Below are 25,067 nucleotides of genomic sequence, written 5' to 3' on the forward strand. Positions count from 1 at the left end.
TCTCCTTCAAGCTTGGACCTCGGCGGCGTAGCAGAGTGTCGCCGATGAGGGAACCCCGCCGGGCGGGAGATCAGGCTTTTGCGTTTCGCTTCTTCAACTGCTGTTCGCGGAAGAAGATGAAGAGGCCCGAGGCGACGATCAATGCCGCGCCGACGAGCACGGTCGGACGCGGTGTGTCGCCGAAGAAGAACCAGCCGAAGACGACGGCCCAGAAGAGCAGCGTGTACTGCAGCGGGACGACGGTGGCTGCATCGGCGAGCTTGAGCGACCGATTGACGAGGATATGCGCGAGCATCGCGACGATGCCGAGCGCGCCGAGTTGCAACAGCGCTTCGCCATCGACCGGCGCCCAGCCGGAGGGATTGGCGGCAACGCCGACGAGCGAGAAGATGAGCGCGCCGACGATCTGCCAGAAGACCAGTGTCGTGTCAGGCGTGGAGCGGAGCGTGCGACCGAGCATGAGGGCAAAGGCGAAGGCGGTGCTGCCGGCAAGCGCAATCAAGGCCGGAAGGCCGAGGCTTTCCTTGGAGGGCTCGAGCGCGATCAAGACGCCGGCAAAGCCGATGAGGATCGCCGTCCAGCGCCGCCAGCCAACCTTTTCGCCAAGCAGGAACGGCGAGGCCGCCGCCACATAGATCGGCGCGGCCAGCCAGTAGGTCATGGTATCGGCGAGCGGCATGTAGGCGACCGCGAAATAAAAGGCGGAAGCGTCGATGGCAAAGAGCAGCGAGCGAAGGGCCTGGAGGCCAGGACGCTCGACCTGGAACATAGAGCGCAGGCCGCGCCTGAGAATGAAGGGCGACAGGAACAGAAGTGCCGCAACGCTTCGGATCACCATCAGCTGGCTGACGGAGTAGGTCGCCACCAGCCATTTGCCCATCACGTCGTTTAGCGAAAACATCAGCATACCCAAGAGCATGATGAGGACGCCGGTACGGGCGGCGTTCGGGGCGGTTATGGGGGCGGAGATCACGGTCATGTCAGGGCCTTCAATAAGTTGCGCACGCCATGCCACATTCAGCGCGGCCGATCCATTGCCGTCTGCATATGGAACCATAAGTTTTGCGAATGAATCGGTGGCGACGCTTGGTGCGGCAGCCGAACTAAGACAGGACTTGGTAACAACCGTTTGGCGATCCACCATCAAAGCGAGTGGCCGCCCCCTTGACGTTCCGCCCGACACTGCTAATTAGTCAAGCGTGCCCGCCGTCCAGACATCGGATCGCGGGTCGAACACTGGTGCCGGGCCCCTCTGGCGAGAGTTTTTACGGCGCTCTCGTGATGTCGGTACCGCCAGCAAATTAGCCGGCGGATTAGCTCTCATGAAAACTGATCTCATGCCTCACGCATGCGCACCTTCGGCCGTGCGCATTTCTGTTTTGAAACCCCATTTTTTCACCGAATCCGGCGTCGTCCGCGCGAAGGAGGCACGTCGATGAACCAGCCTCAATCGCATTCGAGCGCGCTCGGCTATTTCACCTGGGCCTTCATCGTCACGGCGGTCGGCCTGGTGCTCGGCGCATGGCTCGGTTGGCAGTCGACCGGCACCATCGGTGGCATGGCCTCCGTCTTCTTCATCTGCACCGTGCTTGCGGTGCTCGAAATCTCCCTGTCCTTCGATAACGCCATCGTTAATGCCAACAAGCTCAAGGACATGACGCCCGAGTGGCAGCATCGCTTCCTGACGTGGGGCATTCTCATCGCCGTCTTCGGCATGCGTATCGTCTTCCCGCTCCTGATCGTCGTTATCGCAGCGAAGATCGGTCCGATCGAAGCGATCGTTCTGGCGGCAAGCAAGCCCGAAGAATACGCGCGCATCATGAACGACGCGCATTTGCCGATCGCGGCCTTCGGTGGCACCTTCCTGATGATGGTCGGTCTCAGCTACTTCTTCGACCATGAGAAGGACGTGCACTGGATCAAGTGGGTCGAAACCAAGATGGCGCGTTTTGCGACCATCAAGGGCGTCGAGATCGCATTCGTCCTCGCTCTTATCCTCGGCTTCTCGACGCTGCTTGAGCCGGCAGACGTGCACACCTTCGTCTATTCGGCGATCTATGGCCTCCTGACCTTCCTCGTGGTTGAGGTGGTCGGCGGACTGCTCGATGCGCAGCAGGAAACCATGAGTGCTGCGGCAAAGGGCGGCTTCGGTGCCTTCCTCTATCTCGAAGTTCTCGATGCCAGCTTCTCGTTCGACGGCGTTATCGGCGCCTTCGCACTGACGCAGAACCTCTTCATTATCGCGATCGGCCTCGGCATCGGCGCCATGTATGTGCGCTCGATGACGATCATGCTCGTCGAAAAGGGTACGCTCAGCGAATATCGCTACCTGGAGCACGGCGCGTTCTACGCGATCCTGATCCTCTCGGTGGTCATGTACTTCCAGACCCTGGTCCACATTCCGGAAGTCATCACCGGCCTCGGTGGCGCTGCGCTTATTGGCATCTCGCTCTGGTCGTCGATCCGCTACAACAAGCGGGAACGCCAGGAAGAGCTTGCTGGCGCGCACCAGGAAGAGCGGGCTCGCGCGGAAGCCTAAGCGGAGAGCCTCTCTTTCAAATCGGAAACGGCCCGGCGGAAACGCCGGGCCGTTTTTCTTTGGGCTCGGATCGACCGTCGCGTTGTCAAATCATGCAGCACACCGGATAAGTAACGAATGCTGGCTGACGATCTGAAGAATGTGCTTGAGGAGCTATACAGGGCAGGTGCCCATCGCGTGCCGGCCGAAGACGTCGATTGGCCGCAGGACCTGCATGCGGCGGTCTTCCGTGCGCTCAACATGCAGTACATGATCCGTCGGCAAGACAGTGCCGGTCGTGTCGAGTTTTCGCTGACGCGGGCCGGCTACGCAGCAATCGATGCCGAGGTTCCTTGGTCCCAGATCCTTCGGACGCGATTGCGGGATTTCCTGCCGTTCGCAAAATCTCGCTGATACCTTCAAATGCAAAGCGGCCCGGTGGTCTCTCGACCCCGAGCCGTTTTTTGATCCTTGGGAGGATAAGGCGCCCCTCGGGGCGCTGGAATTTTTTAGCCGCGGCGTGTGTCCGGGAAGTTCGCCGGATCAATGCCCAGCGTACGCAGGTCGCTTGCCTTCGGGCGGCGGTGACCTTCGACAGCGGCGGCGGCAGCGCTAGCAGCGCCGAGAACTGCGAATGCACGACCGACGAAACCCTTGTGATAAGTTGTGGTAGCCATCTTCTTGCTCGCTTTCGTTTTCTCTTTGATGAGCAAAAGATGGGGTTTGGCCGGTCTTTTTGCAATGCACAATGAAGCACGCCAGCCATGCAAAGGAAGCAGGCTGGTTGAACTTGCGACGGGTAGGCGTCGGACCGCCCGCCCTCTTGACTCGGGCCAGTGAAGTGGCGGGGCGTGATGGCTGAAGTTGCCGGGTGCCGGAAAACACAACGGCCCGGTGGTCTCTCGACCCCGAGCCGTTTTTGATCCTTGGGAGGATAAGGCGCCCCTCGGGGCGCTGGAATTTGTTAGCCGCGGCGCGTGTCCGGGAAGTTCGCCGGATCAATGCCCAGCGTGCGCAGGTCGCTTGCCTTCGGGCGGCGGTGACCTTCGACAGCGGCGGCGGCAGCGCTAGCAGCGCCGAGAACTGCGAATGCACGACCGATGAAACCCTTGTGATAAGTTGTGGTAGCCATCTTCTTGCTCGCTTTCGTTTTCTCTTTGATGAGCAAAAGATCGGGTTTGGTCGGTCTTTTTGCAATGCACAATCGGACACGCCAGCCATGCAATGGAAGCAGGCCCGGTCGGTATTCAAACCGTCCGGGCCTGCGGATAGGCCTTGGGAGGAGGCGCTATGTCGATCGGGTCCGAAAGGGTTTCCGGAACCGATTGTTATTGGGGCTTAGTCTTCGCTGGCGGCGAGTTGCGAAAGGACTTCGCCGCGGCCGCGGGCGCGAAGGATGAGCGGTACGATCAGCGCCGCTGCCGCGATGATCAGAAGACCGGCTGCGATCGGCGAGGTGAACAGGACCGAGTAGTCCCCCTGGCTGATCGCGAGCGCGCGGCGTAGCTGCTGTTCCGCGAGCGGGCCAAGGATCAGGCCGACGACAACAGGCGCGATCGGATATCCGAAGATGCGCATGGCGTAGCCGAGCAGGCCGAAGGCGAGCAGCATGCCGAGTTCGTAGACCGACGGGTTGGCGCCGATGGTGCCGAGCGTGGCAAACAGCAGGATGCCGGCATAGAGCCAGGGCTTCGGAACGGTCAGCAGCTTCACCCAAAGACCGATGAGCGGCAGGTTCAGCACCAGCAACATGAAGTTGGCGATCAGCAGGCTGGCTATCAGGCCCCAGACGAGCTGCGGATTGGTCGCAAACAGCAGCGGTCCGGGCTGGAGGCCATACTGCTGGAAGCCGGCAAGCATGATTGCCGCGGTTGCCGTGGTCGGCAGGCCGAGCGTCAGCAGCGGAACGAGCGTACCGGCGGCCGAGGCGTTGTTGGCCGCTTCCGGACCGGCGACGCCTTCGATCGCGCCATTGCCGAATTCTTCGGGATGCTTCGTCAGCCGCTTTTCGGTGGCGTAGGACAGGAAGGTGCCGATCTCGGCGCCGCCAGCCGGCATGGCGCCGATCGGGAAGCCGATGAGCGTACCGCGCAGCCAGGCCTTCCAGGAACGTGCCCAGTCGGACGCATTCATCCACACCGAGCCACGGACGGTCTCGACCTTGTCAGGCCCCTTGTCGCCCTGTGCGGCGATGTAGAGCGTCTCGCCGATCGCGAACATGGCAACGGCGAGCGTCGTGACCTCGATGCCGTCGAGCAGTTCGGGAACGCCAAAGGAAAGGCGTGCCTGGCCGGTCAATTGGTCGATGCCGACGACGGAAAGCGCCAGGCCGACAAACAGCGATGTCAGACCGCGGAGGGTGCTGTCGCCGAAGGCGGAGGAAACGGTGACAAAGGCGAGAACCATCAGCGCGAAATATTCGCGCGGACCGAAAACAAGGGCCAGCTTGACGATGTAGGGCGCGATGAAGGCAAGACCGAGCGTGGCGATCAGGCCGGCGACGAAGGAGCCGATCGCGGCCGTTGCCAGTGCGGGCCCGCCGCGTCCCGCTCTCGCCATCTTGTTGCCTTCGAGCGCAGTCACGATCGAGGCGCTTTCACCGGGCGTGTTGAGCAGGATCGACGTGGTCGAGCCCCCATACATGCCGCCGTAATAGATGCCGGCAAACATGATCAGTGAGCCGCCGGGATCGAGACGGTAGGTGACCGGCAGCAGGAGCGCCACCGTCAGTGCCGGGCCGATGCCGGGCAGGACGCCAACCGCCGTGCCGAGCGTCACGCCGATCAGCGCGTAGAGCAGGTTCATCGGCTGCGCAGCAACCAGCAACCCCTGCATCAGGAATTCAAAAGTAGCCATGGTCGTCGGCCCTCTTAGAAGAACAGGCGTTCAAGCGGCCCCGCGGGCAGCGACAGGAGCAGGAGCTTGGCGAAGATCACCCACACGACAAAGCAGATCGCAATGCCGACGGGGAGCGAGAACCAAAGCTTGCGCTTGCCGAAACCACGTGCGGTCAACGCGAACAGAATGCCGGTGGCGATCGAGAAGCCTGCAATGTTCAAAAGCAGCATCTGGGCGGCAAGACCACCGACGATCCAGATAACCGGAGCGATTTCCTGGCGCTCGCGCTCTGGAAAATCGCCGCGAAACGCTTCGATCGCGGTCCAGATCGCAAGGCCAAAAAGACAGCAGGCGATCGCATAGGGGACCGTGGTCGGTCCGACCTGGGAGTAGCCGGCAGCGCCGGTCAGGCGCGACACATCCCAGAAAATGAGTCCAGCGATAGCGGCGAGAACCACCGCGATGAAGAGCGCCGCCCGATCCGGGCGACGCGTTGCAGTTGAAGGGTGATGCCCCTTGGTCATTTCACCAGTCCAATGTCCTTGAGAACGCCTTCGGTCGCCGCAACATCCTTGTCGAGCTGGGTGTTGAAGGCGTCACCGGCGAGATAGGTGTCCTGCCAGCCCTTGGTCTTCAGGACTTCCTGCCAACCGGCGGACTTCGCAAGCTTCTCGATATCGGCGGTTACGGCAGCCTTCTGCTCGTCCGAGAGACCCGGAGCAGCAGCGATCATGCGCCAGTTTTCGACAGTCACGTCGAGACCGGATTCCTTCAGCGTCGGAGCATCGACGCCGGCAAGACGCTCGGCGCTCGAGACGGCTAGCAGGCGAAGCGTGCCGGCCTTGACCTGCGATTCGAATTCGCCGTAGCCCGAGACACCGGCCGTAACCTGGCTGCCGAGGATGGCAGCAAGTGCTTCACCGCCGCCGGAATAGGCGATGTAGTTGATCTTGGTCGGGTCGACGCCGGCCGCCTTGGCGATCAGGCCAACGGCGATGTGGTCGGTACCGCCGGCCGAGCCGCCAGCCCAGGACACGGCGCCCGGATCCTTCTTCAGGGCTTCGACGAGGTCGCCCATGGTCTTGATCTCGGACGAGGCCGGAACGACGACAGCTTCGTATTCGCCGGTCAGGCGCGCGATTGGCGTGACGTCCTTAAGGGTGACCGGGGACTTGTTGGTGAGGATTGCACCGACCATGACGTAGCCGCCGACGATCAGGGCGTTCGGGTTGCCCTTCTGCTGGCTTGCGAACTGGGCGAGACCAATGGTGCCGCCGGCGCCCGGGACGTTCTGAACCTGAACGTTTCCGGAGATGCCTTCCTGCTGCATGACCGTCTGCAGCGAACGCGCCGTCTGGTCCCAGCCGCCGCCCGGATTTGCCGGTGCAATGATCGTGTAGTCAGCGGCAACTGCCGGGAGCGACATGGCACCGGCGAGAATCGTTGCGAGGAAAATATGTTTCAAGGTCAGTCCTCCGTGAGGCGCGTTTTCACCGCGCACGTTGTTGCTGTGTGCGAACGGGAAGACGGCGACGGGCTCTTTCGACCCTTATCGCTTGACCGGATTGGTGGCTTCCTCCCAGTACGCAACCGGCGGCCCGCCTCCACGGGTGCCAGTGACCTTAAGGCACCATAGAAAGCTGACATTTAGCTGACATCAAGCCCCGAATGCGAAAATCCTGCCGCATCGTTTACGGAATTTTAGGTTCTCGCATGCGCTGACAGGCGATGCTGCCGGTCCCCGGTGTTCAAATTGAGGAAGTTCCCGACCGGATTTCGCGACGGAACCACGAATCGCGACTGGGATATTGCCGCCAGCCGGCCCGAGCCTAGGTATGAGGAAGCAACGCCGACAAGGCGAAGTCAGGTTTGCGCCGAGCCCGCATGAAGGCGAGCTCCGGCAAGGATGATGGGAGAGTAAATTAGATGGCGAAAGCGACGACCAAGGCGAAAAACAACGATGCGGCGGAAGACGTCACTTCCGCCTCCGCACAGATCGATGCGAGGATCGCGGAACTTGCCGACTGGCGCGGAGCGACGCTCGCGCAGATACGCAAGCTGATCAAGGAAGCCGATCCTGAGGTCGTCGAGGAATGGAAATGGCGGGGTGTCCCGGTCTGGGAACGTGCCGGCATCATCTGCACCGGCGAGACCTACAAGGCGGTGGTAAAGATGACCTTTGCCAAGGGGGCGGCGCTCGCGGATCCGGCCGGTCTTTTCAACTCCAGCCTGGAAGGCAATACCCGGCGGGCCATCGACATCCATGAGGGGGAACAGATCGACGAAGAGGCGTTGAAAGCGTTGGTGCTTGCCGCCGTCGAACTGAACTTTTCCGCGCAGGCCCTGCGTTCCGGGCGCTCGCGGAAGAAGGCTTAGGGCCGACGCCTGGAGCGTTTGCGACCTGACCGGGAGCGCCGCGCTTCCGGTCGGTCGTCTTCAATGGAGCCTCAGAACCTCGTTCCATTTGGCAATCAGCCGTGAGCGCTTCACCTGATCAAGATAGACCATCAGTCCCGGGCTCACCGGGACGGGACGCAACTGGCCGCCAAGCATCTCCTGCATGGTGTTGGCGGTGTTTTCGCCGGCGACCTCTGGGCTGACGGCCGGGATTTGCAGTTCCCGCGCCATGATCGTCTGGCCTTCCTTGGACATGAAGAATTCAAGATAGCGCCGGCCGAGGTCGGGGGAGGCGGCAGCTTGCGGGACGAGGCCGATGCGCGACATCACCACGGTGTAGTCCTTCGGCAGAACGATGCCGACATCCGGATGCCGTGCCGCCCAGTCGGCGGCGTAAGAGCCGAGGATGTTGTAGCCGAGCACGAAGCGGCCGTCTGCGACACGCTCGAGGATTGCTTCGCTGGTCGAGTAGAGCTTGACGCCGGCCGCACCCATGGCCTGGATGACATCCCATATATCGCCGAACTGTTCCTGGTCGCGTGACATGAAGAGGAAACCGACGCCGGACCGCTCGATGTCATAGGTTCCGATCCTGCCGAAGACGGTCGCGCCCTGGCGCTTCAGGTAATCGACAAATTCCGCGCGCGTCGACGGCGGTTTCTCCTTGGTGAAGCTCGGCTTGTGATAGACGAAGACGGCAGGCTCGAAGGTCAGCGCATAAGCCGTGTTGCGCCAGTTGGCCCAGGCCGGCCAGCGGTCGCTCATCGGCAGGTCGCTGCGCTGGGCGTAACCGTCGTTGCTGAGCTTGACTTGCAGGTCCATGGCGGAAGAAAAGGCGAAGTCCGCCGTCTTCATTCCGGCGTCGGTCTCCTTGATGATGCGGTCGTAGATTTCTCCGGTCAGCATGTCCTCATAGCGCACGGCAACGTCTGGATTGGCCCGCTGGAAACCGATGATCATAGGCTTTGCGAGCGGCTCGTCGAGCGATGAATAGACGACCAGCGTGCGCACGTCCGCTTTGCCGGAAAGAGCTGGGAATATGATGGGGGCCGCAAGGAGCAGCTGGGGACAAAGGGCGAAAAAAAGAAAAGAAATCAAGAACCGCATGAATCCACAATGCCTCAGTGTCGCACCGTTCACAAGCAAGGCGTCGGCGGATAAGGTGGTCGGGGGAGTGATGATAATTGCGTATCTTGCTTGTTGAGGACAACCAGGACCTGGCCGAGGGCCTGTCGGCGATCTTGCGCGGCAGTGGCTATGCCGTTGACGTCGTCAGTGACGGTGCGTCGGCGCATGCGGTGGCCGCCACCGAAACGTTCGATCTTGTCATTCTCGATCTCAATCTGCCGGAAATGGATGGCCTCGATGTGCTGCGGGCGATGCGTGCTCGCCAGAACCGCGCCGCGGTCTTGATCCTGACAGCAAGGGGCGCGCCCGAAGAGCGGATCAAGGGGCTCGACCTCGGCGCCGACGACTACATGATCAAACCTTTCGACGTCGGCGAGCTCGAAGCGCGCGTGCGCGTGCTCTTGCGCCGTCAGGCGGGCCTCAGGGCCTCGACCGTCAGTTACGGCAATGTGTCGCTCGATCTCAACACCCGCAGCTTCTCGTCCGGCGGCGCGCCGATCGAGATCCCGGCGCGCGAGCTCGGACTTCTTGAGCTTCTGTTCATGCGTGCCGGCAAGGTGGTCGCCAAGGATGCGATCATGCAGTCGCTGACAGGTTTCGACGATGACTTGAGCTCCAACGCGATCGAGCAATATGTCAGCAGGCTTCGCAAGCGGCTCGCACCGCATGGGCTGACCGTGCGCACCGCCCGCGGCATCGGCTACTATCTCGACAAAGCGGCCGGGCCGGAATGAGGACGACGGTCTATTCCCTCCGCCGGCGCCTGCTTGGCTGGCTGTTGATCTCGACGGTGGTGATCGGGGTCATTGCACTGATGGATACCTACCGCGAGGCGGTAACGACCGCCAACGTCGTCTCCGACCGGGTGCTTGCCGGCTCGGCGCTGGCAATCGCCGAGCGCGTGGTCGTGGCGGAGGACGGGTCGCTTGAAGTCGACATCCCCTATGTTGCGCTGGAAATGCTGACGTCGGCCGCGCAGGACCGGGTCTTCTACCGGGTCGACGGGCCGCCCGGCCAGTTCATCACGGGCTACCAGACGCTGCCGTCGCTGGCGGAGGAGCCGGGTGCATCGACCACCTTTGCGGATTCGATCTTCCGCGGCGAACCGATCCGCATCGCGGCGCTTCGCCGCTCCGCGTCAACAGGCATCAACTCCGTGCCCTTCGTGGTCACGGTTGCCGAAACGACGATCGCGCGCCGACATCTGGCGCAGACGATCCTGGTGCGCTCGGCGCTCCGCCTCGGCATGATGATTGCCGGCGCTGCCGTGATCGTCTGGATCGCTGTCACGTTTTCCTTGCGCCCGCTCTACAGGCTGGGTGACGCGATCTCGGAGCGCAGTCCGGACGATCTGCATCCGATCGGTGAGCGGGTTCCGAACGAGGTCCAGGGCCTCGTCGATACGGTCAATTCCTTCATGGGGCGCTTGCAGTCGGCGCTCGATGCGCTTCGCAATTTCACCGGCAATGCCAGCCACCAGCTGCGCACGCCGCTCGCCATTATCCGCACGCAGCTCGCGCTGGCGCAACGCGCCGGCTCGATCGAGGAGACGAGAAGTGCTGTGAAAAAGGCCGACGAGGCGGTCGCCAATGCCGAGCGCATTCTGGGGCAGTTGCTGCTGTTGGCGAAGATCGACGCTGCCGGCAAGGACGAAACCGGTTCGCTGGAGCGCATCGATTTGGTCGAACTGGTGCGGGAGATAACGGCAGAGCATGTGCCGGCGGCCGGCGACGCGGATATCGATCTCGGCTTTGACGGCGAGGGCGAGGCTTTCATCCGCGCCGAACCGTTGCTCATCGGTGAACTCCTCAAGAACCTGATCGGCAATGCGCTGCTTTATGCCGGCCGCGGTGCGGAAGTGACGAGCCGTGTCTTTGCGCGGGACGGTTCGGTGTCGCTGGAGGTGGAGGATAACGGACCCGGCATTCGGCCGGAATTGCACGAGACGGTACTCAGGCGTTTCGAGCGCGGCGGCAGTGATGCTCCGGGCTCCGGGCTCGGGCTGCCGATCGTCGAAGAGATTGCCGAGCTTTACGGCGCGACGACCAGCCTCAGCGAGGGGGCTGACGGCTGCGGCCTCAAGGTGACCATCCGCTTTCCAGAGGGCTAAGCACGAATAGGCTCTATCCGGCGCCGCCAAATGCGGGCCGGTTGAGCGAAAGCCATCTGCGAGCCGTCAGGCGACACGCTCACGTGGTTCAGGCAATTCTAGTTTTTTGGGTCTTGCTTAGCGGCCGCGGTGGCCGAAGAAGGAAGCTGTCTCGCGGGTCTGTACCCGCAGCATCGCGTTCCAAAGCTGAAGAACGAAACGCGGCTGAAACTGGCTCGCAAGCTTGCGCTGCGACAACATGGGAAGTCTCCAATAGTTTTGAACGCCTGTGATCTAGTGCATCGCCAAGGTTTTTGCCAGAGCGCGTGCGCCGGGGCAGCCCTGCGCGCCAAGCATATGTGAAAAACGGCTTGAGCCTGGCGGTATAGCTTTCTGAACAAAATAAAATGCCGGGATGACTTTCGTCATCCCGGCCAGTTGGCTTCACTGGGAGGAGAGTATTCCTTTTGGGACTCAGGCCTTCTTGCGGTTCTTCTGTCGATAGACGTCGATGACGACAGCCGCGACAATGATCAGGCCCTTGACGATTTCCTGGTGGTAGGCGTCGACCCGAAGGAAGGTGAAGCCTGAGGTCATGACGCCAAGGATGATGGTGCCGATGACCGTGCCGGTGATCCGGCCGACGCCACCCGTCAGCGAGGTTCCGCCGATAACGGTCGCGGCGATCGCGTCCAGTTCGTACATAACGCCCATGCCGGCCTGTGCGGTCTGGGCACGGGCGGCGGTGACGACACCGGCGAGGCCCGCCAGCATGCCGGCAATGGCATAAACCTTGATCAAATGCGCCTCGACATTGATGCCGGAGACACGGGCTGCCTGGACATTGGCGCCGATCGCATAGGTGAACTTGCCGTAGCGGGTGTAGCGCAGCGCGATGTGGAAGATGAGCGCGACGACCAGGAAGACGATGACGGGCCAGATGCCGGTTCCGATGAAGTTGAACTGATCGGTGAGGCCTGAGACCGGCTGGCCCTTGGTGTACCACTTGGAAATGCCGCGTGCCGAAACCATCATGCCGAGCGTGGCGATGAAGGGCGGGATCTTCGTACGGGCAATCAGCTGGCCGTTGATAAAGCCGGCGAGTAGCCCGATGCCGATGCCAAGCCCGATCGGAACGATTGCCGGCATATCGGTCAAGGATGGATAGAGCGCGCGCGGCCAGGTGGAGGCCTGGGCGACGCTTGCCGAAATCATCGCCGTCATGCCGACGACGGAACCGGAGGAAAGATCGATGCCGCCCGTTATGATGACCTGGGTGACGCCGACGGCGATGATGCCAATCACCGAAACCTGCAGGATCATGATCGTCAGGCGCTGCGGGTTCATGAGGAAGCTCTGGCCGACGAAAATCCAGCCGAGGATCTCATAGACCAGCGCGATGCCGATCAAGACCAGGAAGATGTTGAATTCAGGCGGCAAGCGGCGCCTTGTCCCTGAGAGCGGTGCGCTCGTGCCCTGTGCGGCGATGTTGGTGTCCATTTTCATTCCTCCCTTTCGTCGGGTGGCACTTCGCTCAGCTCGCGGCGAGCTCCATGACCTTGATCTGGGTTGCTTCCGCCCTGTCGAGGAAGCCGGTGACGCGGCCCTCGTGCATGACCATGATGCGGTCGCTCATACCGAGCACCTCGGGCATCTCCGAAGAGATCATGATGACGGCGACGCCGTTGCGCGCGAGTTCGGTGACGAGACGGTGAATTTCCGCCTTGGCGCCGACATCGATGCCGCGTGTCGGCTCGTCGAGGATCAGGATGCGCGGATTGGTGAGCAGCCAGCGGCCGATCAACACCTTCTGCTGATTGCCGCCCGAGAGGTTCTCGATGCGCTCCTGCAGGTTCGGCGTCTTGACACGCAGCTTGCGGCTCATTTCTTCGCAGGCCGCCGTGACCTGTTTTTCGGTGACGAAGCCGCCCTTGACGAAGCGGTCCTGAAGCACGGCGATCTGCATGTTTTCGAGAATGTCGAGGATCAGGAGACAGCCGGTGTCCTTGCGATCTTCGGTGAGAAACGCCATGCGGTTCCTGATCGCCTTGTTCGGGCTGTCGATCGAAAGGGTCTTGCCGTCGATCGAAATCGTGCCGGAGCTTGCAGGCGTGACGCCGAAGAGGGTTTCGGCGACGTTCGAGCGCCCGGAGCCGACGAGGCCGGCAATGCCGAGGATTTCGCCGGCGCGCACGTCGAAGGAGACGTCGCGGAAGACGCCGTCAAGCGCGAGGTTCTTGACCGACAGGACAACGTCGCCGATCGGCACTTCCTCCTTCGGAAACATCTGGGTGATCTCGCGACCAACCATCATGCGGATGATGTCGTCGCGGGTAACGTCGCTTGAGGCATGCGTTCCGATAAACTTGCCGTCGCGGAAAACCGAGAACTCGTCGGCGATCTCGAACAGCTCGTTCATCTTGTGGGTGATGTAGACGATGCCGATGCCCTGTTCGCGCAGGTCGCGAATGATTTCGAAGAGGTGCGCGACTTCGCGCTCGGTCAGTGCAGACGTCGGCTCGTCCATGATCAGGACGTCGGATTCGTAGGAGACCGCCTTGGCGATCTCGACCATTTGGCGGTTGGCCACTGACAGGTGACGCACTTCGATTTCAGGATCGATCTTGATCTTCAGGCGATCGAACAGGCGGGCGGTGATGCGCTTCATCTCGCCGTGATCGACGAAGCCAAAGCGGTTCTTCGGTTCCCGGCGGATCCAGATGTTTTCCGCGACCGTCATGAACGGCATCAGGTTCAGCTCCTGATGGATCATGGCGATGCCGTTTTCGAGGGCGTCGAGCGGCGACTTCAGCCGGATTTCGGCACCTTTAAGCTTCACGTCGCCTTTGTCGGGCGTGTAGATGCCGGCGAGGATCTTCATCAGCGTCGATTTGCCGGCGCCGTTTTCGCCCATCAGCGCATGTACCGTGCCGCGCTTCAGCTTGAACTCGACATCGTCGAGCGCGACGACACCAGGGAATTCCTTGCGGATCCCTTCCGCAGAAAGAAGATATTCGGCTTTGGGTACCGCGCCGCTGGCGCGCACGGCTGCCATCGTTGTCGGACTGAGCGTCATGTTCCTTGCCTCCCCGTCGTTTCCGGCTGTCGCGGAAAGTCCTCGTCGCTGGCGGGTGACCAGCCCATCTTACCGCATGCGGCATCCATTGGACGCAGGCATTTGCGGACGACCTGCATTTTAAAGGGGGAGCGCGGGTTTGCCCGCACTCCCGACTGTGGCGATCAGTTCTTCGCCTGGTACTTGTCGAGGTTGTCCTTGGTGACGAGCTCGAAGGGGATGTAGACCTTCTTGTCCACCGGCTCGCCCTTTGCGAGCTTCAGTGCGGCGTCAACCGAGCCCTTGCCCTGGCCGGCAGCGTTCTGGAACACCGTGACGTCGAGATCGCCGGCGGCCATGGCTGCCAGAGCGTCCTGCGTTGCGTCGATGCCGCCGATGACGACGCTGTCCATCGAACGACCGGCGGCCTTCAGCGCCTGGATCGCGCCGATCGCCATTTCGTCGTTGTTGGAGATGACGGCGTCAAACTCAAGACCGGCCGAAAGCCAGTTCGTCAAGAGGTCCGAGCCTTGCGTGCGCGACCAGTTGGCGGTCTGTTCCTCGACGATCTCAATGCCCTTGCACTGGTCGGTGGCAAGCACGTCGTGGATGTCCTTGGTGCGCATGCGGGCGGCCTGGTTGGACAGTTCGCCCATCATCACGACGGCCTTGCCCTTGCCGCCAAGCATCTTGCAGATTTCCTGCGTCTGCAGCGTGCCGGACTCCTGCTCGTTCGATGCCACGAAAGCCTGCTTTTCCGGCAGCGTGTCAACGTTGACCGGTTCGCGGTTGACGTAGACGAGCGGGATGCCGGCATCCGCTGCGATCTTCGACATGGCAGCCGTCGCATCCGTATCGACCGGGTTGACGATGATCGCGGTCACGCCGGCGGCGATGAAGTTCTGGATCTGGCTCTGCTGCTTGGAGACGTCGTTCTGCGCGTCTTCGATCTGCAGTTCGACGCCATCGAGCGTCTTGGCGTAGTCGGACATGCCGTTGCGCAAGACCGTCAGGAAGTTGTCGTCGAAAAGGGCCATGGATACGCCGATGGTCTCGGCATGGGCTGCCGTCGACATCATCATCGCCAGCGCTGTGCTGAGCACAAATTTCTTCATTGTCTTTCTCCTCCACAATGGTGCCCGGCGACACCTTCTCCTGCCGGGGACGCAATGCCGGATTGCGCTCATTCATTTCAAGAGCGGCACTCCCGCTGCGCTTTCGAATGAAACGGAATAAACGAACCAGTAAATTGCGATTACGGAATATGTATTCCATTTTATACGGACGCCGTCAAGGCCTGATGCGGCGCCCGCTGTTGATTTGCCGGCCTCGCGCCGGGGGGCGCTTAGATATGGCTTCGGATGTAATCCACGCTCTGTCCCACCGCGGCGGCGGGATCCGCCAATCCGTGGACTTCGGCGGCAAATGGCTCAAAGGAGAGTGGCCCTGCATAGCCCGCCGCGCGCAGGCGCCGGATCTGTCCGACGTTGTCGAGCAGGTCGCTCCGATCGACGAGGACGCGGTGCGAATCACGCAGGTCCGCCACCGCGACACGTTCATCCGCGACCCCGGAAATGTGGATGAGGCCGGTCATCTCAGGATAGATTGCAGGCTCGCCGGCGAGGTGGTGGTGGAACGTGTCGTGCACCAGTCGGAAGATCTTTTCGCCGTCGACTGCCTTGATTGCGTCAACAGCTTCCGTCTTCGAGCGCAGCGAGCAGATCTCGAAGCCGAGCGGTTCGACGAGGCCGATGATTCCGGCCGTTTCGAGCATCGGTTTCAGTGCCGTCAAAGCTTTGCGAAGGCTTTCCTGCCGCTCGCCATCGGCCTGGCCCGTGCCATCATTGACGGGAACGAGGACAAGGGCCCTGGCGCCGCAGTCGCGCGCATAGGCGATCAGTTCTTCGGCTTCGGCCTGACGGGTCTCGTTCCATTCGTTGAAACGCTGCAGAGCATTGATCGAGATGATCGTGATGTCGTGACGGCTGGCGAGGGCGGCGACGTCGTTTGCGGGCGTGCCGTCGAGGATTGCGTTGCCGGCGAGATCGTTGCGGATTTCGACGGATGAAATGCTGAGGGATCTGGCGAGTTCGAAAAAGGCGCCAAGCGGCAGGTTCGGCGTCGTCATGTGGTTGAGGGCAAAGGGCAGGGCGGTCACGGGAATGTCTCCTCCAGTTGGATGGGCCAAAGGCTATAAATAGAACGTTCATTCCATTTATAGCCTTGCGGACAATTCACCAACTGTTGGAGCGTAGTCAAAGCGCGCAACGCGCAAAGGTCTTGCATCCCTGCAAGATTGCCTTTCGTCAATGATGGAATTCCATCAGGATCCGCTAGATATTCTCCGGCGTAAAAAGGTCGAAGGGAAGGAAAGTTTGCCCCGGCGCCCCGGTCGGGCCTTTGTCGATCGCCTGGATCATCAGGTTGATCGTTTCCCGGGCGAGCGCGGGAGTCGGGGTCGATATCGCCAGTGTCACGACATCGTCGCCAAGGGCCGCACGGGAATCCGGTGTTAGCTCGTTGACGACAGCGATCAGTTTTCCCTCAAGCTTTTCCTCGCGGATCGCCGAGATCGCCCCTTCCATACCGCCGCCGCAGACATAAAAGCCGATCAGGTCCGGGTGGCGCTGCAGCAGATTGAGTGTCGCTTCATGGGTGATCTCGGCGGTGTCGAGGTTGACCATCGTATCCAGCACTTCGAAATCAGGTGCGTGCTCGCGAAAATAGGAACGAAAGCCAATCTCCCGAAGCTCGTGGCCGAGAAAGCGGTGGCTGCCGACGAAGGCTGCGACCTTGCCAGGACGTTTGGCCGCCTTGGTGATCATCCACGCGGCTGTGCGGCCGACTTTGTGATTGTTGAGGCCGACATAACCTTCACGGACGCCAGCCGCAAAATCCGATAGCAGGGAGAAGACCGGAATGCCGCGTTCCTTGAGTTCCTCGATTGCGGTGGTCACTGCCGGGTAGTCGGGAGCGACGAGCGCAATGGCCTGGTTGCGCACTGCGGCGGCCCGAAGCTTCTCCGTGATGGCCGATGGAGTGGAATTTGCCACAAAATCGACCTGGGCAAAGACGCGGGCATGCGACAGCGACAGCGCCGCGCTTTCGATTTCCTTCGCAACCGTTTGATAGAAAGCCTGCTCCGGCTTTTGCAGCACAAAGCCAAGCCTGTATTGCGGCAGGTCCTCAAAGACGCGCTGCCGGATCAAGCCCACGGCGTGATAGCCGATCGATTTAGCAGCCTCATAGACCCGGCGCGCGGTTTCCTCGCGCACGGGATGGCGCCCGTTGAGTACGCGGTCGACGGTGGCGACGCTGACGCCGGCAGTGCGCGCAAGGTCGGCAATTGTCGGTCGGTTGCTCATCGCGTCTCCTGATAGGTTTGCATCATGAATGAAATGCGAATGATGACATCATTTGAGAGAATATATCATTGCTGCATTGAGACCTGGCAAAAGTCAACCTATCGTCACTGCACGACATGAGACGCCACTGGCCAGATCGGGTCGGACCGCGGGGAGGAGCGCAAATGACGATGACGCCGACGAAGCGAGACTACAGCCTGCTTGGCCGAGATGCTGAGGCAGCCGTCGCCAACGGTCTCTCGGCCGCGGAGTGGTATCACACCGACATTCCGCGCAAGCAAATGAAGGAACTGATGAAGCGCGAGGATGGTCCGGCCATCCGCGACACCGCGATCTGGCTCGGCTGTCTCGTTCTGTTCGGCGCATCCGGCATCACCTTCTGGGGCACCTGGTGGGCCGTCCCGTTCTTCCTCGCCTATGGCGTTCTCTACGGATCCGCCTCCGATAGCCGCTGGCATGAATGCGGCCATGGCACGGCCTTCAAGACAATGTGGATGAATGACGTCGTCTACCAGATCGCCTGCTTCATGATCATGCGCAATCCGGTCACCTGGCGCTGGAGCCACACCCGCCACCATACGGATACGGTCATCGTCGGCCGGGATCCCGAGATTGCCGTCATGCGGCCGCCAGATCTCCTTCGCCTCGTCCTCAATTTCTTCGGCGTACTCGACGTTTGGCACGCGATGATCGACATGGTGCGCAACACGTTCGGCATCATCAGCGCCGAGGAAGCGACTTTCATCCCCAAAATGGAGCAGCCGAAGGCGATCCTGGTCGCACGCATCTGGTTTGCGATCTATGCAGCCACCATCGCCGCCAGTTTCTATCTCGGCTCGATCCTGCCGCTGATGTTGATCGGTCTGCCCAGGCTCTACGGTGCCTGGCACCACGTGCTGACCGGGCTGCTGCAGCACGGCGGCTTGGCCGACAACGTGACCGACCATCGGCTGAACAGCCGCACCGTTTACATGAATCCGGTGAGCCGCTTCGTCTATTGGAACATGAACTACCATGTGGAACACCACATGTTCCCGATGGTGCCTTATCACGCGCTGCCGAAGCTGCATGCCATGATCAGGCACGATCTGCCGGAACCGAACCCGTCGATGCTGCACGGCTACCGCGAAATGATCCCGGCCTTTCTGCGACAGTTGCGGAACGAAGATTACTTCCTGAAGCGCGAGTTGCCGGCAACGGCGAAGCCCTACCGGGGAGAGTTTCACAGCGGTGCGATCGTGCACGCAGCCGAATAACCAACGAATGCCAGGAAATGGGAGGAAGTCATGAGCGGAAACTGGGTTGAGGTCTGCGCAGCGGACGAAATCGATGAGGAAGATGTGATCCGTTTCGATCACGGCGGACGCACCTTTGCGGTCTACCGCAGCCCCGACGACGAATATTTCGCGACCGACGGGCTTTGCACGCACGAGCACATCCATCTCGCCGACGGTTTGGTCATGGACGACATCATCGAATGTCCAAAGCACAACGGCCGCTTCAACTACAAGACTGGCCAGGCCAAGGGCGCTCCCGTGTGCGTCAACCTGAGGACCTATCCGGTGAAGGTCGAGGCGGGAAGCGTGTTCATTTCGCTCAGCTGAAGCCGTTCTCGATAGGATTGGGCTCGCCGCGGCGGGCAGGGAGGTTGAGATGGGTTCCATCGTCATCGTGGGCGCCGGCGAGTGCGGCGCAAGGGCCGCCTTTGCCCTCAGGGAAAAGGGATACGACGGCAAGATCACACTGATCGGTGCGGAGCCGCATCTTCCCTATGAGCGGCCGCCTCTCTCGAAGGAAGGGCTCAAGGCTGAGGTCGCGCCGAAATATGTCGCCGATGCCGAGCGCTACGCGGCGGCTGGGATCGAAGTGCTGACGGATACCCCAGTCATGGCCATTGATCGCTCCGAAAAGCGCGTGACGCTCGCAGACGGAAGCAGCATCGCCTATGCCCGGCTGTTGTTGACGACCGGTGCGCGGGCGCGAACCATCGCCGGTATAGATGAGGCGGCACGCCGCATCCGCACGCTTAGAACCCATGCCGATGCTGAGGAGATCGGCCGCGAACTTTCGCCCGGCCGCAAGCTTGCGATCATCGGCGGTGGCTTCATCGGTCTGGAGCTTGCCGCAACGGCGCGCCGGCTCGGTGCTGCCGTGGCGCTTATCGAAGGGTTGCCGCGCATCCTTTCGCGCGGCGTGCCGGAGGAGATCGCTGCAATCGTTGCCGCGCGGCATCGTGCAGAAGGCGTCGACATACGGTGCGGCGCGAAGATCGAGCGCATCGAAGCGGACGAGAGCTGCGCGCGGGTCGTCCTCGCCGTCGGCGAGACAATCGAGGCCGATCTCGTCGTCGTTGGCATCGGCGCGGTCCCGAACACGGAGCTTGCAGCCGTCTCCGGCCTTGCAATCGAGAACGGCATTGCGGTCGACGCAACGCTTCAAACGAGCGATCCCGATATCTATGCCGCCGGCGATTGCTGCTCGTTCCCGCTCTGTCACTATGGGGATCGCCGAATACGCCTTGAGGCATGGCGCAATGCGCAGGATCAGGGAACGCTGGTTGCCGGCAATTTGCTCGGCGGTGGCGAGGCGATCACCAGCGTGCCGTGGTTCTGGTCCGACCAGTATGATCTGACGCTGCAGATCGCGGGGCTTGCCGAGGGTGCTGCAACGACCGTCAGGCGCGAACTTACCGACGATGCCTTCATTCTTTTTCATCTCGACGATACCGGTCGGCTGCTTGCGGCCTCCGGCATCGGACCGGGCAATGCGGTCGCGCGCGACATCCGGCTTGCAGAAATGCTGATTGCAGCCGGAAAGCGACCCGATCCGCAGGCGCTCATCTCGCCCGAAACCAAGCTCAAGGCACTCCTCGCCGCCTAGCGCGAGAGGCAAATCATCCTTCTTTCATGATCTCCGGAGCCTTCTCATGAAAAGCCACCGTCCAACCGTTGCCGATCTCCTGTCGATGAAGGGCAAGCGCCAGCTGACCATGCTGCGTGTCGAAACGCTCGATGAGGCCGAAGCGGCGGAGGCCGCCGGCATCGATCTCGTTTCCGTCCCGCCGGCGCTCTTAGGGCCCGAGTTTCGAGAGGTGGCGCCGACCTGTTTTGCCTTTCCGGGCCTCGAATACGGCGACTACGTCACCGCGGAAGACTATATGCGCGCGGCCTTCAAGGCGCTGAAGGCCGGCGGCGATGCAGTCTACTGTGCGGCAGGGCTTTCCACCGTCCGGCGGATGCGCGAGGAGGGCATTCCCGTCTGCGGTCATGTGGGTCTCATCCCTTCCAAGGCCACCTGGACCGGCGGCTTTCGCGCCGTCGGCAAGACCGCGGCGAGCGCGCTCGAGATCTGGCGGCAGGTCGAGGCGCTTGAGGAAGCCGGCGCCTTCGCGGCGGAAATCGAGGTCGTGCCGGGAGGTGTTGCAGCGGCGATCAGTGCCAGAACCTCGATGCTGATGCTTTCGATGGGGGCGGGGTCAGGCTGCGACGCCCAATATCTGTTTGCCGACGACGTGCTCGGCAGCAATCGCGGCCACGTGCCGCGTCACGCCAAGACCTACCGCAACTTTGCCGCCGAATACGACAGGCTGCAGCGCGAACGGATCGCCGCGTTCTCGGAGTTTGCCGAGGATGTCCGCTCGGGCAGCTACCCGCAGGAGGGGCACCTCGTCGGTATCGACGGCGCGGAATTGCGCGCGTTTCTGGCCGAACTCGAGCGCGGCTAAAGCCGTACGGCTTGCGCGGAAGAGGGTGCTTGGTATAGTCCAAGCGCCAATTCAACTTTTCTTTCCGCGACGGATCACGATTTGAGCGCCCTTCTTCAGGACAGTCTCACCTTTGTCGGCGTGCTGGCAGCGATTTATGCGGCGACGGTGGCGCTGTACTTCATCCTCGGCTACGGCATCACCTGGCTCAACGATCGCAACCCCGAACGCCGCATCCAGAAGGGGCGGCGCGGCGAGAAGCGCAAGGCCATCGAGATCCGCCAGAGCATGGCCTCGATCCTCGTCACCTGCACGTCGGTCGCGATCGGACTTTTCGTCCAGTACAAGGGATGGACCCTGTTCTCGCCCTGGGAGTTCAGCTGGTGGACGGCCGTTCCGCTCTTCGTGATCTGCATGGTTCTCTTCGACGCCTGGTTCTATTTCGCCCACCGGCTGCTGCACACCAAGCTCTTCTATAAGTACCATCTCCTGCATCACCGCAGTGTCGCGCCGACGGCTTGGAGCAACGATTCAATCGGCTTGGTGGATACGGCCATGAGCCAAGGCTACTACGCCGTCATCACGCTTCTCGTGCCGTTCCCGCCGATCATCCTCCTGGCTCACCGTCTGTTCGATCAGATTAACGGCACCTTCGGCCACGCCGGCTTCGAATATTTCGCGTCACGCACGGCGCGGTATCCTTCGCCGATGCTTTGCACGACCTATCACGACCAGCACCACGCCGAATTCAAATACAACTACGCGAACTATTTCTCATTTTGGGATCGCGTGATGGGAACGGTGGCGCCAAACTATGACCGGCGGGTTGAGGCGTTTGAAGGCGAGGCGCCGGCTGTGAAGCTGCGAAAGGCGACAGGGGCAGCGGGGCGTGGTTGAAGGGTCGAAGGCCGAACCCACAAACATTGCTATCATTGTAGACGGAGCATTCCTGCGCCAACCTTTAATCGGGGTGGATTGTCAGATGGTACGCGCCTCTGGAATGTGAAAAGTGCCGGTAGAACGAGGAACGATAGTACACGCGATACGGTGGCTACCTTGGGGAGCGCAATACCGGTACGAGTGCAGTGGTGTTAGTGGATCGGGGGATTGTGTTACGCGGGTTCAAGACACCTGCGGCCAATCCGCGATGAGACAACGCTTATTGGAAACAAGATCGCGACGCAGCAGGTGCGAAAAACAATATCATTGCTCAACTCGAAGGCGAATTGTAGATGCTAACCAACAAAAACCTGGTTAAATGGATTTAGCGAGACGATGACAGCTAAGATAACCCCTGTACTCCTTGCTGGCGGTGCTGGCTCCCGACTTTGGCCAGTTTCGCGAGATCAGCTTCCGAAGCAGTTCCAACCGTTGGTTGGGGACTTGTCCACCTACCAACAGACTTTGCAAAGAGTCTCCGATCCAAATCTCTATAACAAACCAATAGTTATTACGAATGAAGATTTTCGATTTTTTGCACAGCGTCAGGCGAGTGACGTTGGAGTGCCCGCTTCCGTAGTGCTAGAGCCAGCCCGGCGCGACAGCGCTGCAGCCATTGCGGCCGCGGCCGTAATCGCTGAGCGGCATTGGCCTGGAGGATCGGTGCTAGCACTCGCGGCCGATCATATTGTGCTCGATGACGATCTATTCTCCGCGGCAGTGGTGAGGGGGTGCAATGCGGCTCGTGACGGAAAGATCGTGGTGTTCGGCCTAACGCCAAGTGAACCCCGAACTTCCTATGGATACATCAGCCCAGGTGCAGGAATTGGCGGCGAAACGGACCTCTACGAAGTAGACACTTTTGTCGAAAAGCCAAATGTGGAAACCGCAATTAGCTACCTTCATAAGGGCTACCTCTGGAACTCCGGCAATTTTTTGTTCCGCTCCGATGTTATGATTTCAGAAATGGAGGCCTTCACGCCAGAGGTTGTTAAGGCGGTTCAAAAATCGGTTGACCAAGCGGAGATGGATCTCGGTTTTTTGCGTCTTGACCGAGAAGCTTTTGAGGCTTCTCCGAAGAACTCGATCGACTACGCTGTAATTGAAAACTCGAAAAAGATTGCCGTAGTGCGCGGCCATTTTCGTTGGTCGGATATCGGCAGTTGGGATGCTATTTGGGAGGTGGCGTCAAAGGACGACGATGCAAATGCCGTTGAGGGTGAGGGGGTCGTCTTGAGGTCGGAAGGTTGCTTGGTTCATTCGATTGGCATTATGACCACAGTTGTTGGCGCAAAAGATTTAGTCGTAGTCGCGACCAAGGACGCGGTATTGGTCGTGCCTAAGAACCGAAGTCAAGATGTCAAGGGCCTTGTAGATACTCTGAAGGGAAGCCGTCATGGTGAGGTTACGGAGAACCATAAGCGAAGCTACCGCCCTTGGGGCTTCGTCGAAGAAATGCTCATGGGAGAACGCTTTGGCGTCAAGCGATTGGTGATTGATCCAGGTTCACGTACATCACTACAAAGGCATATGAACCGGGCCGAACACTGGGTGGTCGTCGGTGGCACTGCTACCGTAACTATAGGAGAAGAGAGTTCGGTTTTGACGGAAAACGAATCCTTATATGTCCCGCTAGGTCGCCTACACCGCATAGCAAATCAAGGGCGCATACCACTAGAACTGATCGAAGTGAGGACCGGCGCCTACATCCACGACGATGACGTTATTCGCGTGGAAGACGACTATCGCCGCGCTCTCGATGCTTAGCGACCGGTTCTTCTTCAGGGTCACTCGTAATCTTTATTTTGCAATTCTGCCGTGTCAAAGCCCTGCTAACCGGTTCTCGTGACTATGAGGCGGGACACGGTAGGCGAATTACCGCGAGTTAGGATTTTTTATCCTTACCTAGGTGGTTCCAACCGCAGAATTCAGTGGTCCGTGAGCGGATATTTTTGCGCTTTTCGTTGGAGAAAAAGCGTGTAATAAGGCGCGCTGCCGCTCTGTATGCGGGTTATGATAATATTTAGGAGCTGAATTTTGCCCAAAGCATTGATTACCGGCATCACGGGACAGGACGGTGCATATTTGGCCGAGTTCCTTCTGGGCAAAGGCTACGAAGTTTGGGGCGTGGCTCGAAGGTCTAGCACGGGTGGGTTGCATCTCGATCGTCTCGAATGGCTTGGTGTTCTAGGCCGCATATCGATTGTGGAGGGCGATATCTCGGACTTGTCTAGTCTTATTCGGCTAATAGATGGCATCGAGCCCGATGAGATCTACAATTTGGCGGCTCAGTCTTTTGTCGCTACTTCTTGGCAGCAGCCTCACCTAACGGCAAATGTCACAGGCGTGGGGGTTCTGAACATGCTCGAGGCGATCAGGATGCTCAGGTGTAAGGCACGTTTCTATCAGGCGTCGTCGTCTGAAATGTTTGGACTGATTCAAAGCGAACATCAGAGCGAGAGGACGCCGTTCTACCCCCGCTCGCCGTACGCAGTTGCCAAACTCTATGGTCATTGGATTACGGTCAACTATCGCGAGAGCTTTGGTATGCATGCAAGCTCTGGTATACTCTTCAACCATGAGTCGCCTTTGCGCGGCGAGGAGTTTGTGACCAGGAAGGTCACCGCGGGCGTTGCCCGTATTAAGATGGGCCTTACGCGAGAATTGCGTCTCGGTAACGTGCACGCGCAACGTGACTGGGGGCATGCGCGCGACTACGTTAAGGCGATGTGGTTGATGCTTCAGCAGGAAACTGCCGACGACTATGTGGTCGCTACAGGCCGGACTTGGACGGTCGAGCATATGCTTGAAATTGCATTTAGGCATGTAGGTTTAAATTCCGAGGAGCATGTCGTTATTGATCAGAGCTTGTTCCGCCCCGCTGAGGTGGACATTCTCTTAGGTGATCCAAGCAAGGCCAAGATGAAGCTCGGTTGGGAGCCCACCGTGTCACTAGAGGAGTTGATCTGCGAAATGGTCGATGCTGATATGGCGCGTCTCAGGCGAAACTAAAGGATTGCCGAACTGCCGTGACA

Annotated in this window: 25 protein-coding genes; 12 read left to right on the forward strand and 13 right to left on the reverse strand. The window is 60.5% G+C overall.

Annotated features, from left to right (window positions below; all coding sequences use genetic code 11):
• Positions 1–70: 70 nt before the first annotated feature.
• Positions 71–979, reverse strand: a complete 909-nt coding sequence (locus ASE71_RS25455) for a DMT family transporter (protein ID WP_060521316.1) — start codon at positions 977–979, stop codon at positions 71–73.
• Positions 980–1,435: 456 nt separating this feature from the next.
• Between ASE71_RS25455 and ASE71_RS25460 the strand changes: the two genes are divergently transcribed.
• Positions 1,436–2,539, forward strand: coding sequence for a DUF475 domain-containing protein (locus ASE71_RS25460; RefSeq protein ID WP_060521017.1), 1,104 nt, complete (start codon positions 1,436–1,438; stop codon positions 2,537–2,539).
• Positions 2,540–2,656: 117 nt separating this feature from the next.
• Positions 2,657–2,932, forward strand: a complete 276-nt coding sequence (locus tag ASE71_RS25465; RefSeq protein WP_060521018.1) for a hypothetical protein — start codon at positions 2,657–2,659, stop codon at positions 2,930–2,932.
• A gap of 95 nt (positions 2,933–3,027) precedes the next feature.
• On the opposite strand, the gene ASE71_RS36550 is transcribed toward ASE71_RS25465, so the two are convergent.
• The 5 genes from ASE71_RS36550 to ASE71_RS25490 all read right to left on the reverse strand — a co-directional run bounded on the left by ASE71_RS36550 (position 3,028) and on the right by ASE71_RS25490 (position 6,821).
• Entirely contained in the window at positions 3,028–3,195 is a 168-nt protein-coding gene (locus tag ASE71_RS36550; RefSeq protein WP_113544630.1) for a hypothetical protein, read from the reverse strand.
• A gap of 287 nt (positions 3,196–3,482) precedes the next feature.
• Positions 3,483–3,650 (reverse strand): hypothetical protein, encoded by a 168-nt coding sequence (locus ASE71_RS36555; protein ID WP_089045897.1) that lies wholly within the window; start codon positions 3,648–3,650, stop codon positions 3,483–3,485.
• A gap of 206 nt (positions 3,651–3,856) precedes the next feature.
• Positions 3,857–5,374, reverse strand: coding sequence for a tripartite tricarboxylate transporter permease (locus ASE71_RS25480; RefSeq protein WP_060521020.1), 1,518 nt, complete (start codon positions 5,372–5,374; stop codon positions 3,857–3,859).
• A gap of 14 nt (positions 5,375–5,388) precedes the next feature.
• Entirely contained in the window at positions 5,389–5,880 is a 492-nt protein-coding gene (locus tag ASE71_RS25485; RefSeq protein ID WP_060521021.1) for a tripartite tricarboxylate transporter TctB family protein, read from the reverse strand.
• Entirely contained in the window at positions 5,877–6,821 is a 945-nt protein-coding gene (locus tag ASE71_RS25490; protein ID WP_060521022.1) for a Bug family tripartite tricarboxylate transporter substrate binding protein, read from the reverse strand. Before ASE71_RS25490 ends, ASE71_RS25485 begins: the two co-directional genes overlap by 4 nt.
• A gap of 461 nt (positions 6,822–7,282) precedes the next feature.
• Between ASE71_RS25490 and ASE71_RS25495 the strand changes: the two genes are divergently transcribed.
• Entirely contained in the window at positions 7,283–7,732 is a 450-nt protein-coding gene (locus tag ASE71_RS25495; RefSeq protein WP_060521023.1) for a DUF1801 domain-containing protein, read from the forward strand.
• Positions 7,733–7,792: 60 nt separating this feature from the next.
• Here ASE71_RS25495 and ASE71_RS25500 read toward each other — a convergent pair whose 3' ends face one another.
• Positions 7,793–8,860: an ABC transporter substrate-binding protein gene (locus ASE71_RS25500; RefSeq protein ID WP_060521024.1), complete on the reverse strand. Its 1,068-nt coding sequence runs from the start codon at positions 8,858–8,860 to the stop codon at positions 7,793–7,795.
• A gap of 77 nt (positions 8,861–8,937) precedes the next feature.
• Here ASE71_RS25500 and ASE71_RS25505 point away from each other — a divergent pair, with 77 nt between their 5' ends.
• Together ASE71_RS25505 and ASE71_RS25510 are read left to right on the forward strand one after the other, a co-directional pair.
• Positions 8,938–9,615, forward strand: a complete 678-nt coding sequence (locus ASE71_RS25505) for a response regulator transcription factor (protein ID WP_034800583.1) — start codon at positions 8,938–8,940, stop codon at positions 9,613–9,615.
• Positions 9,612–10,991 carry a sensor histidine kinase gene (locus tag ASE71_RS25510; protein WP_060521025.1) on the forward strand — a complete coding sequence of 460 codons (1,380 nt, stop codon included), beginning with the start codon at positions 9,612–9,614 and terminating at the stop codon, positions 10,989–10,991. Before ASE71_RS25505 ends, ASE71_RS25510 begins: the two co-directional genes overlap by 4 nt.
• Before the next feature lie 117 nt (positions 10,992–11,108).
• Here ASE71_RS25510 and ASE71_RS37440 read toward each other — a convergent pair whose 3' ends face one another.
• From ASE71_RS37440 to ASE71_RS25535, 6 genes are all read right to left on the reverse strand, one after another.
• Positions 11,109–11,231, reverse strand: a complete 123-nt coding sequence (locus ASE71_RS37440; RefSeq protein ID WP_255381084.1) for a hypothetical protein — start codon at positions 11,229–11,231, stop codon at positions 11,109–11,111.
• Positions 11,232–11,444: 213 nt separating this feature from the next.
• On the reverse strand, positions 11,445–12,470 hold the full coding sequence (locus ASE71_RS25515; protein WP_060634985.1) for an ABC transporter permease: 1,026 nt from the start codon (positions 12,468–12,470) through the stop codon (positions 11,445–11,447).
• 34 nt (positions 12,471–12,504) lie between these two features.
• Positions 12,505–14,046: a sugar ABC transporter ATP-binding protein gene (locus tag ASE71_RS25520; RefSeq protein ID WP_060521027.1), complete on the reverse strand. Its 1,542-nt coding sequence runs from the start codon at positions 14,044–14,046 to the stop codon at positions 12,505–12,507.
• 164 nt (positions 14,047–14,210) lie between these two features.
• Positions 14,211–15,140, reverse strand: coding sequence for a sugar ABC transporter substrate-binding protein (locus ASE71_RS25525; RefSeq protein ID WP_060521028.1), 930 nt, complete (start codon positions 15,138–15,140; stop codon positions 14,211–14,213).
• 230 nt (positions 15,141–15,370) lie between these two features.
• The gene (locus tag ASE71_RS25530) at positions 15,371–16,183 is read right to left on the reverse strand and encodes a TIM barrel protein (protein WP_060521029.1); all 813 of its coding nucleotides are present in this window, start codon (positions 16,181–16,183) and stop codon (positions 15,371–15,373) included.
• 175 nt (positions 16,184–16,358) lie between these two features.
• Positions 16,359–17,390 (reverse strand): LacI family DNA-binding transcriptional regulator, encoded by a 1,032-nt coding sequence (locus ASE71_RS25535; RefSeq protein WP_060521030.1) that lies wholly within the window; start codon positions 17,388–17,390, stop codon positions 16,359–16,361.
• Positions 17,391–17,554: 164 nt separating this feature from the next.
• Here ASE71_RS25535 and ASE71_RS25540 point away from each other — a divergent pair, with 164 nt between their 5' ends.
• From ASE71_RS25540 to gmd, 7 genes are all read left to right on the forward strand, one after another.
• Positions 17,555–18,646, forward strand: a complete 1,092-nt coding sequence (locus ASE71_RS25540; protein ID WP_060521031.1) for a fatty acid desaturase family protein — start codon at positions 17,555–17,557, stop codon at positions 18,644–18,646.
• 30 nt (positions 18,647–18,676) lie between these two features.
• Positions 18,677–18,994 carry a MocE family 2Fe-2S type ferredoxin gene (locus tag ASE71_RS25545; protein WP_060521032.1) on the forward strand — a complete coding sequence of 106 codons (318 nt, stop codon included), beginning with the start codon at positions 18,677–18,679 and terminating at the stop codon, positions 18,992–18,994.
• 49 nt (positions 18,995–19,043) lie between these two features.
• Positions 19,044–20,270: an NAD(P)/FAD-dependent oxidoreductase gene (locus ASE71_RS25550; protein WP_060521033.1), complete on the forward strand. Its 1,227-nt coding sequence runs from the start codon at positions 19,044–19,046 to the stop codon at positions 20,268–20,270.
• Positions 20,271–20,316: 46 nt separating this feature from the next.
• Positions 20,317–21,114, forward strand: coding sequence for a 3-methyl-2-oxobutanoate hydroxymethyltransferase (locus ASE71_RS25555; RefSeq protein WP_060521034.1), 798 nt, complete (start codon positions 20,317–20,319; stop codon positions 21,112–21,114).
• A gap of 81 nt (positions 21,115–21,195) precedes the next feature.
• Positions 21,196–21,990 carry a sterol desaturase family protein gene (locus ASE71_RS25560; protein WP_060521035.1) on the forward strand — a complete coding sequence of 265 codons (795 nt, stop codon included), beginning with the start codon at positions 21,196–21,198 and terminating at the stop codon, positions 21,988–21,990.
• 378 nt (positions 21,991–22,368) lie between these two features.
• Positions 22,369–23,799 (forward strand): mannose-1-phosphate guanylyltransferase/mannose-6-phosphate isomerase, encoded by a 1,431-nt coding sequence (locus ASE71_RS25565; RefSeq protein ID WP_060521036.1) that lies wholly within the window; start codon positions 22,369–22,371, stop codon positions 23,797–23,799.
• A gap of 267 nt (positions 23,800–24,066) precedes the next feature.
• Positions 24,067–25,044 carry a GDP-mannose 4,6-dehydratase gene (gmd, locus tag ASE71_RS25570; RefSeq protein ID WP_113544624.1) on the forward strand — a complete coding sequence of 326 codons (978 nt, stop codon included), beginning with the start codon at positions 24,067–24,069 and terminating at the stop codon, positions 25,042–25,044.
• Positions 25,045–25,067 lie beyond the last annotated feature (23 nt).

Origin of the sequence: Ensifer sp. Root954 (assembly GCF_001429005.1) — a bacterium.
GTDB classification, from domain to species: Bacteria; Pseudomonadota; Alphaproteobacteria; order Rhizobiales; family Rhizobiaceae; genus Ensifer; species Ensifer adhaerens.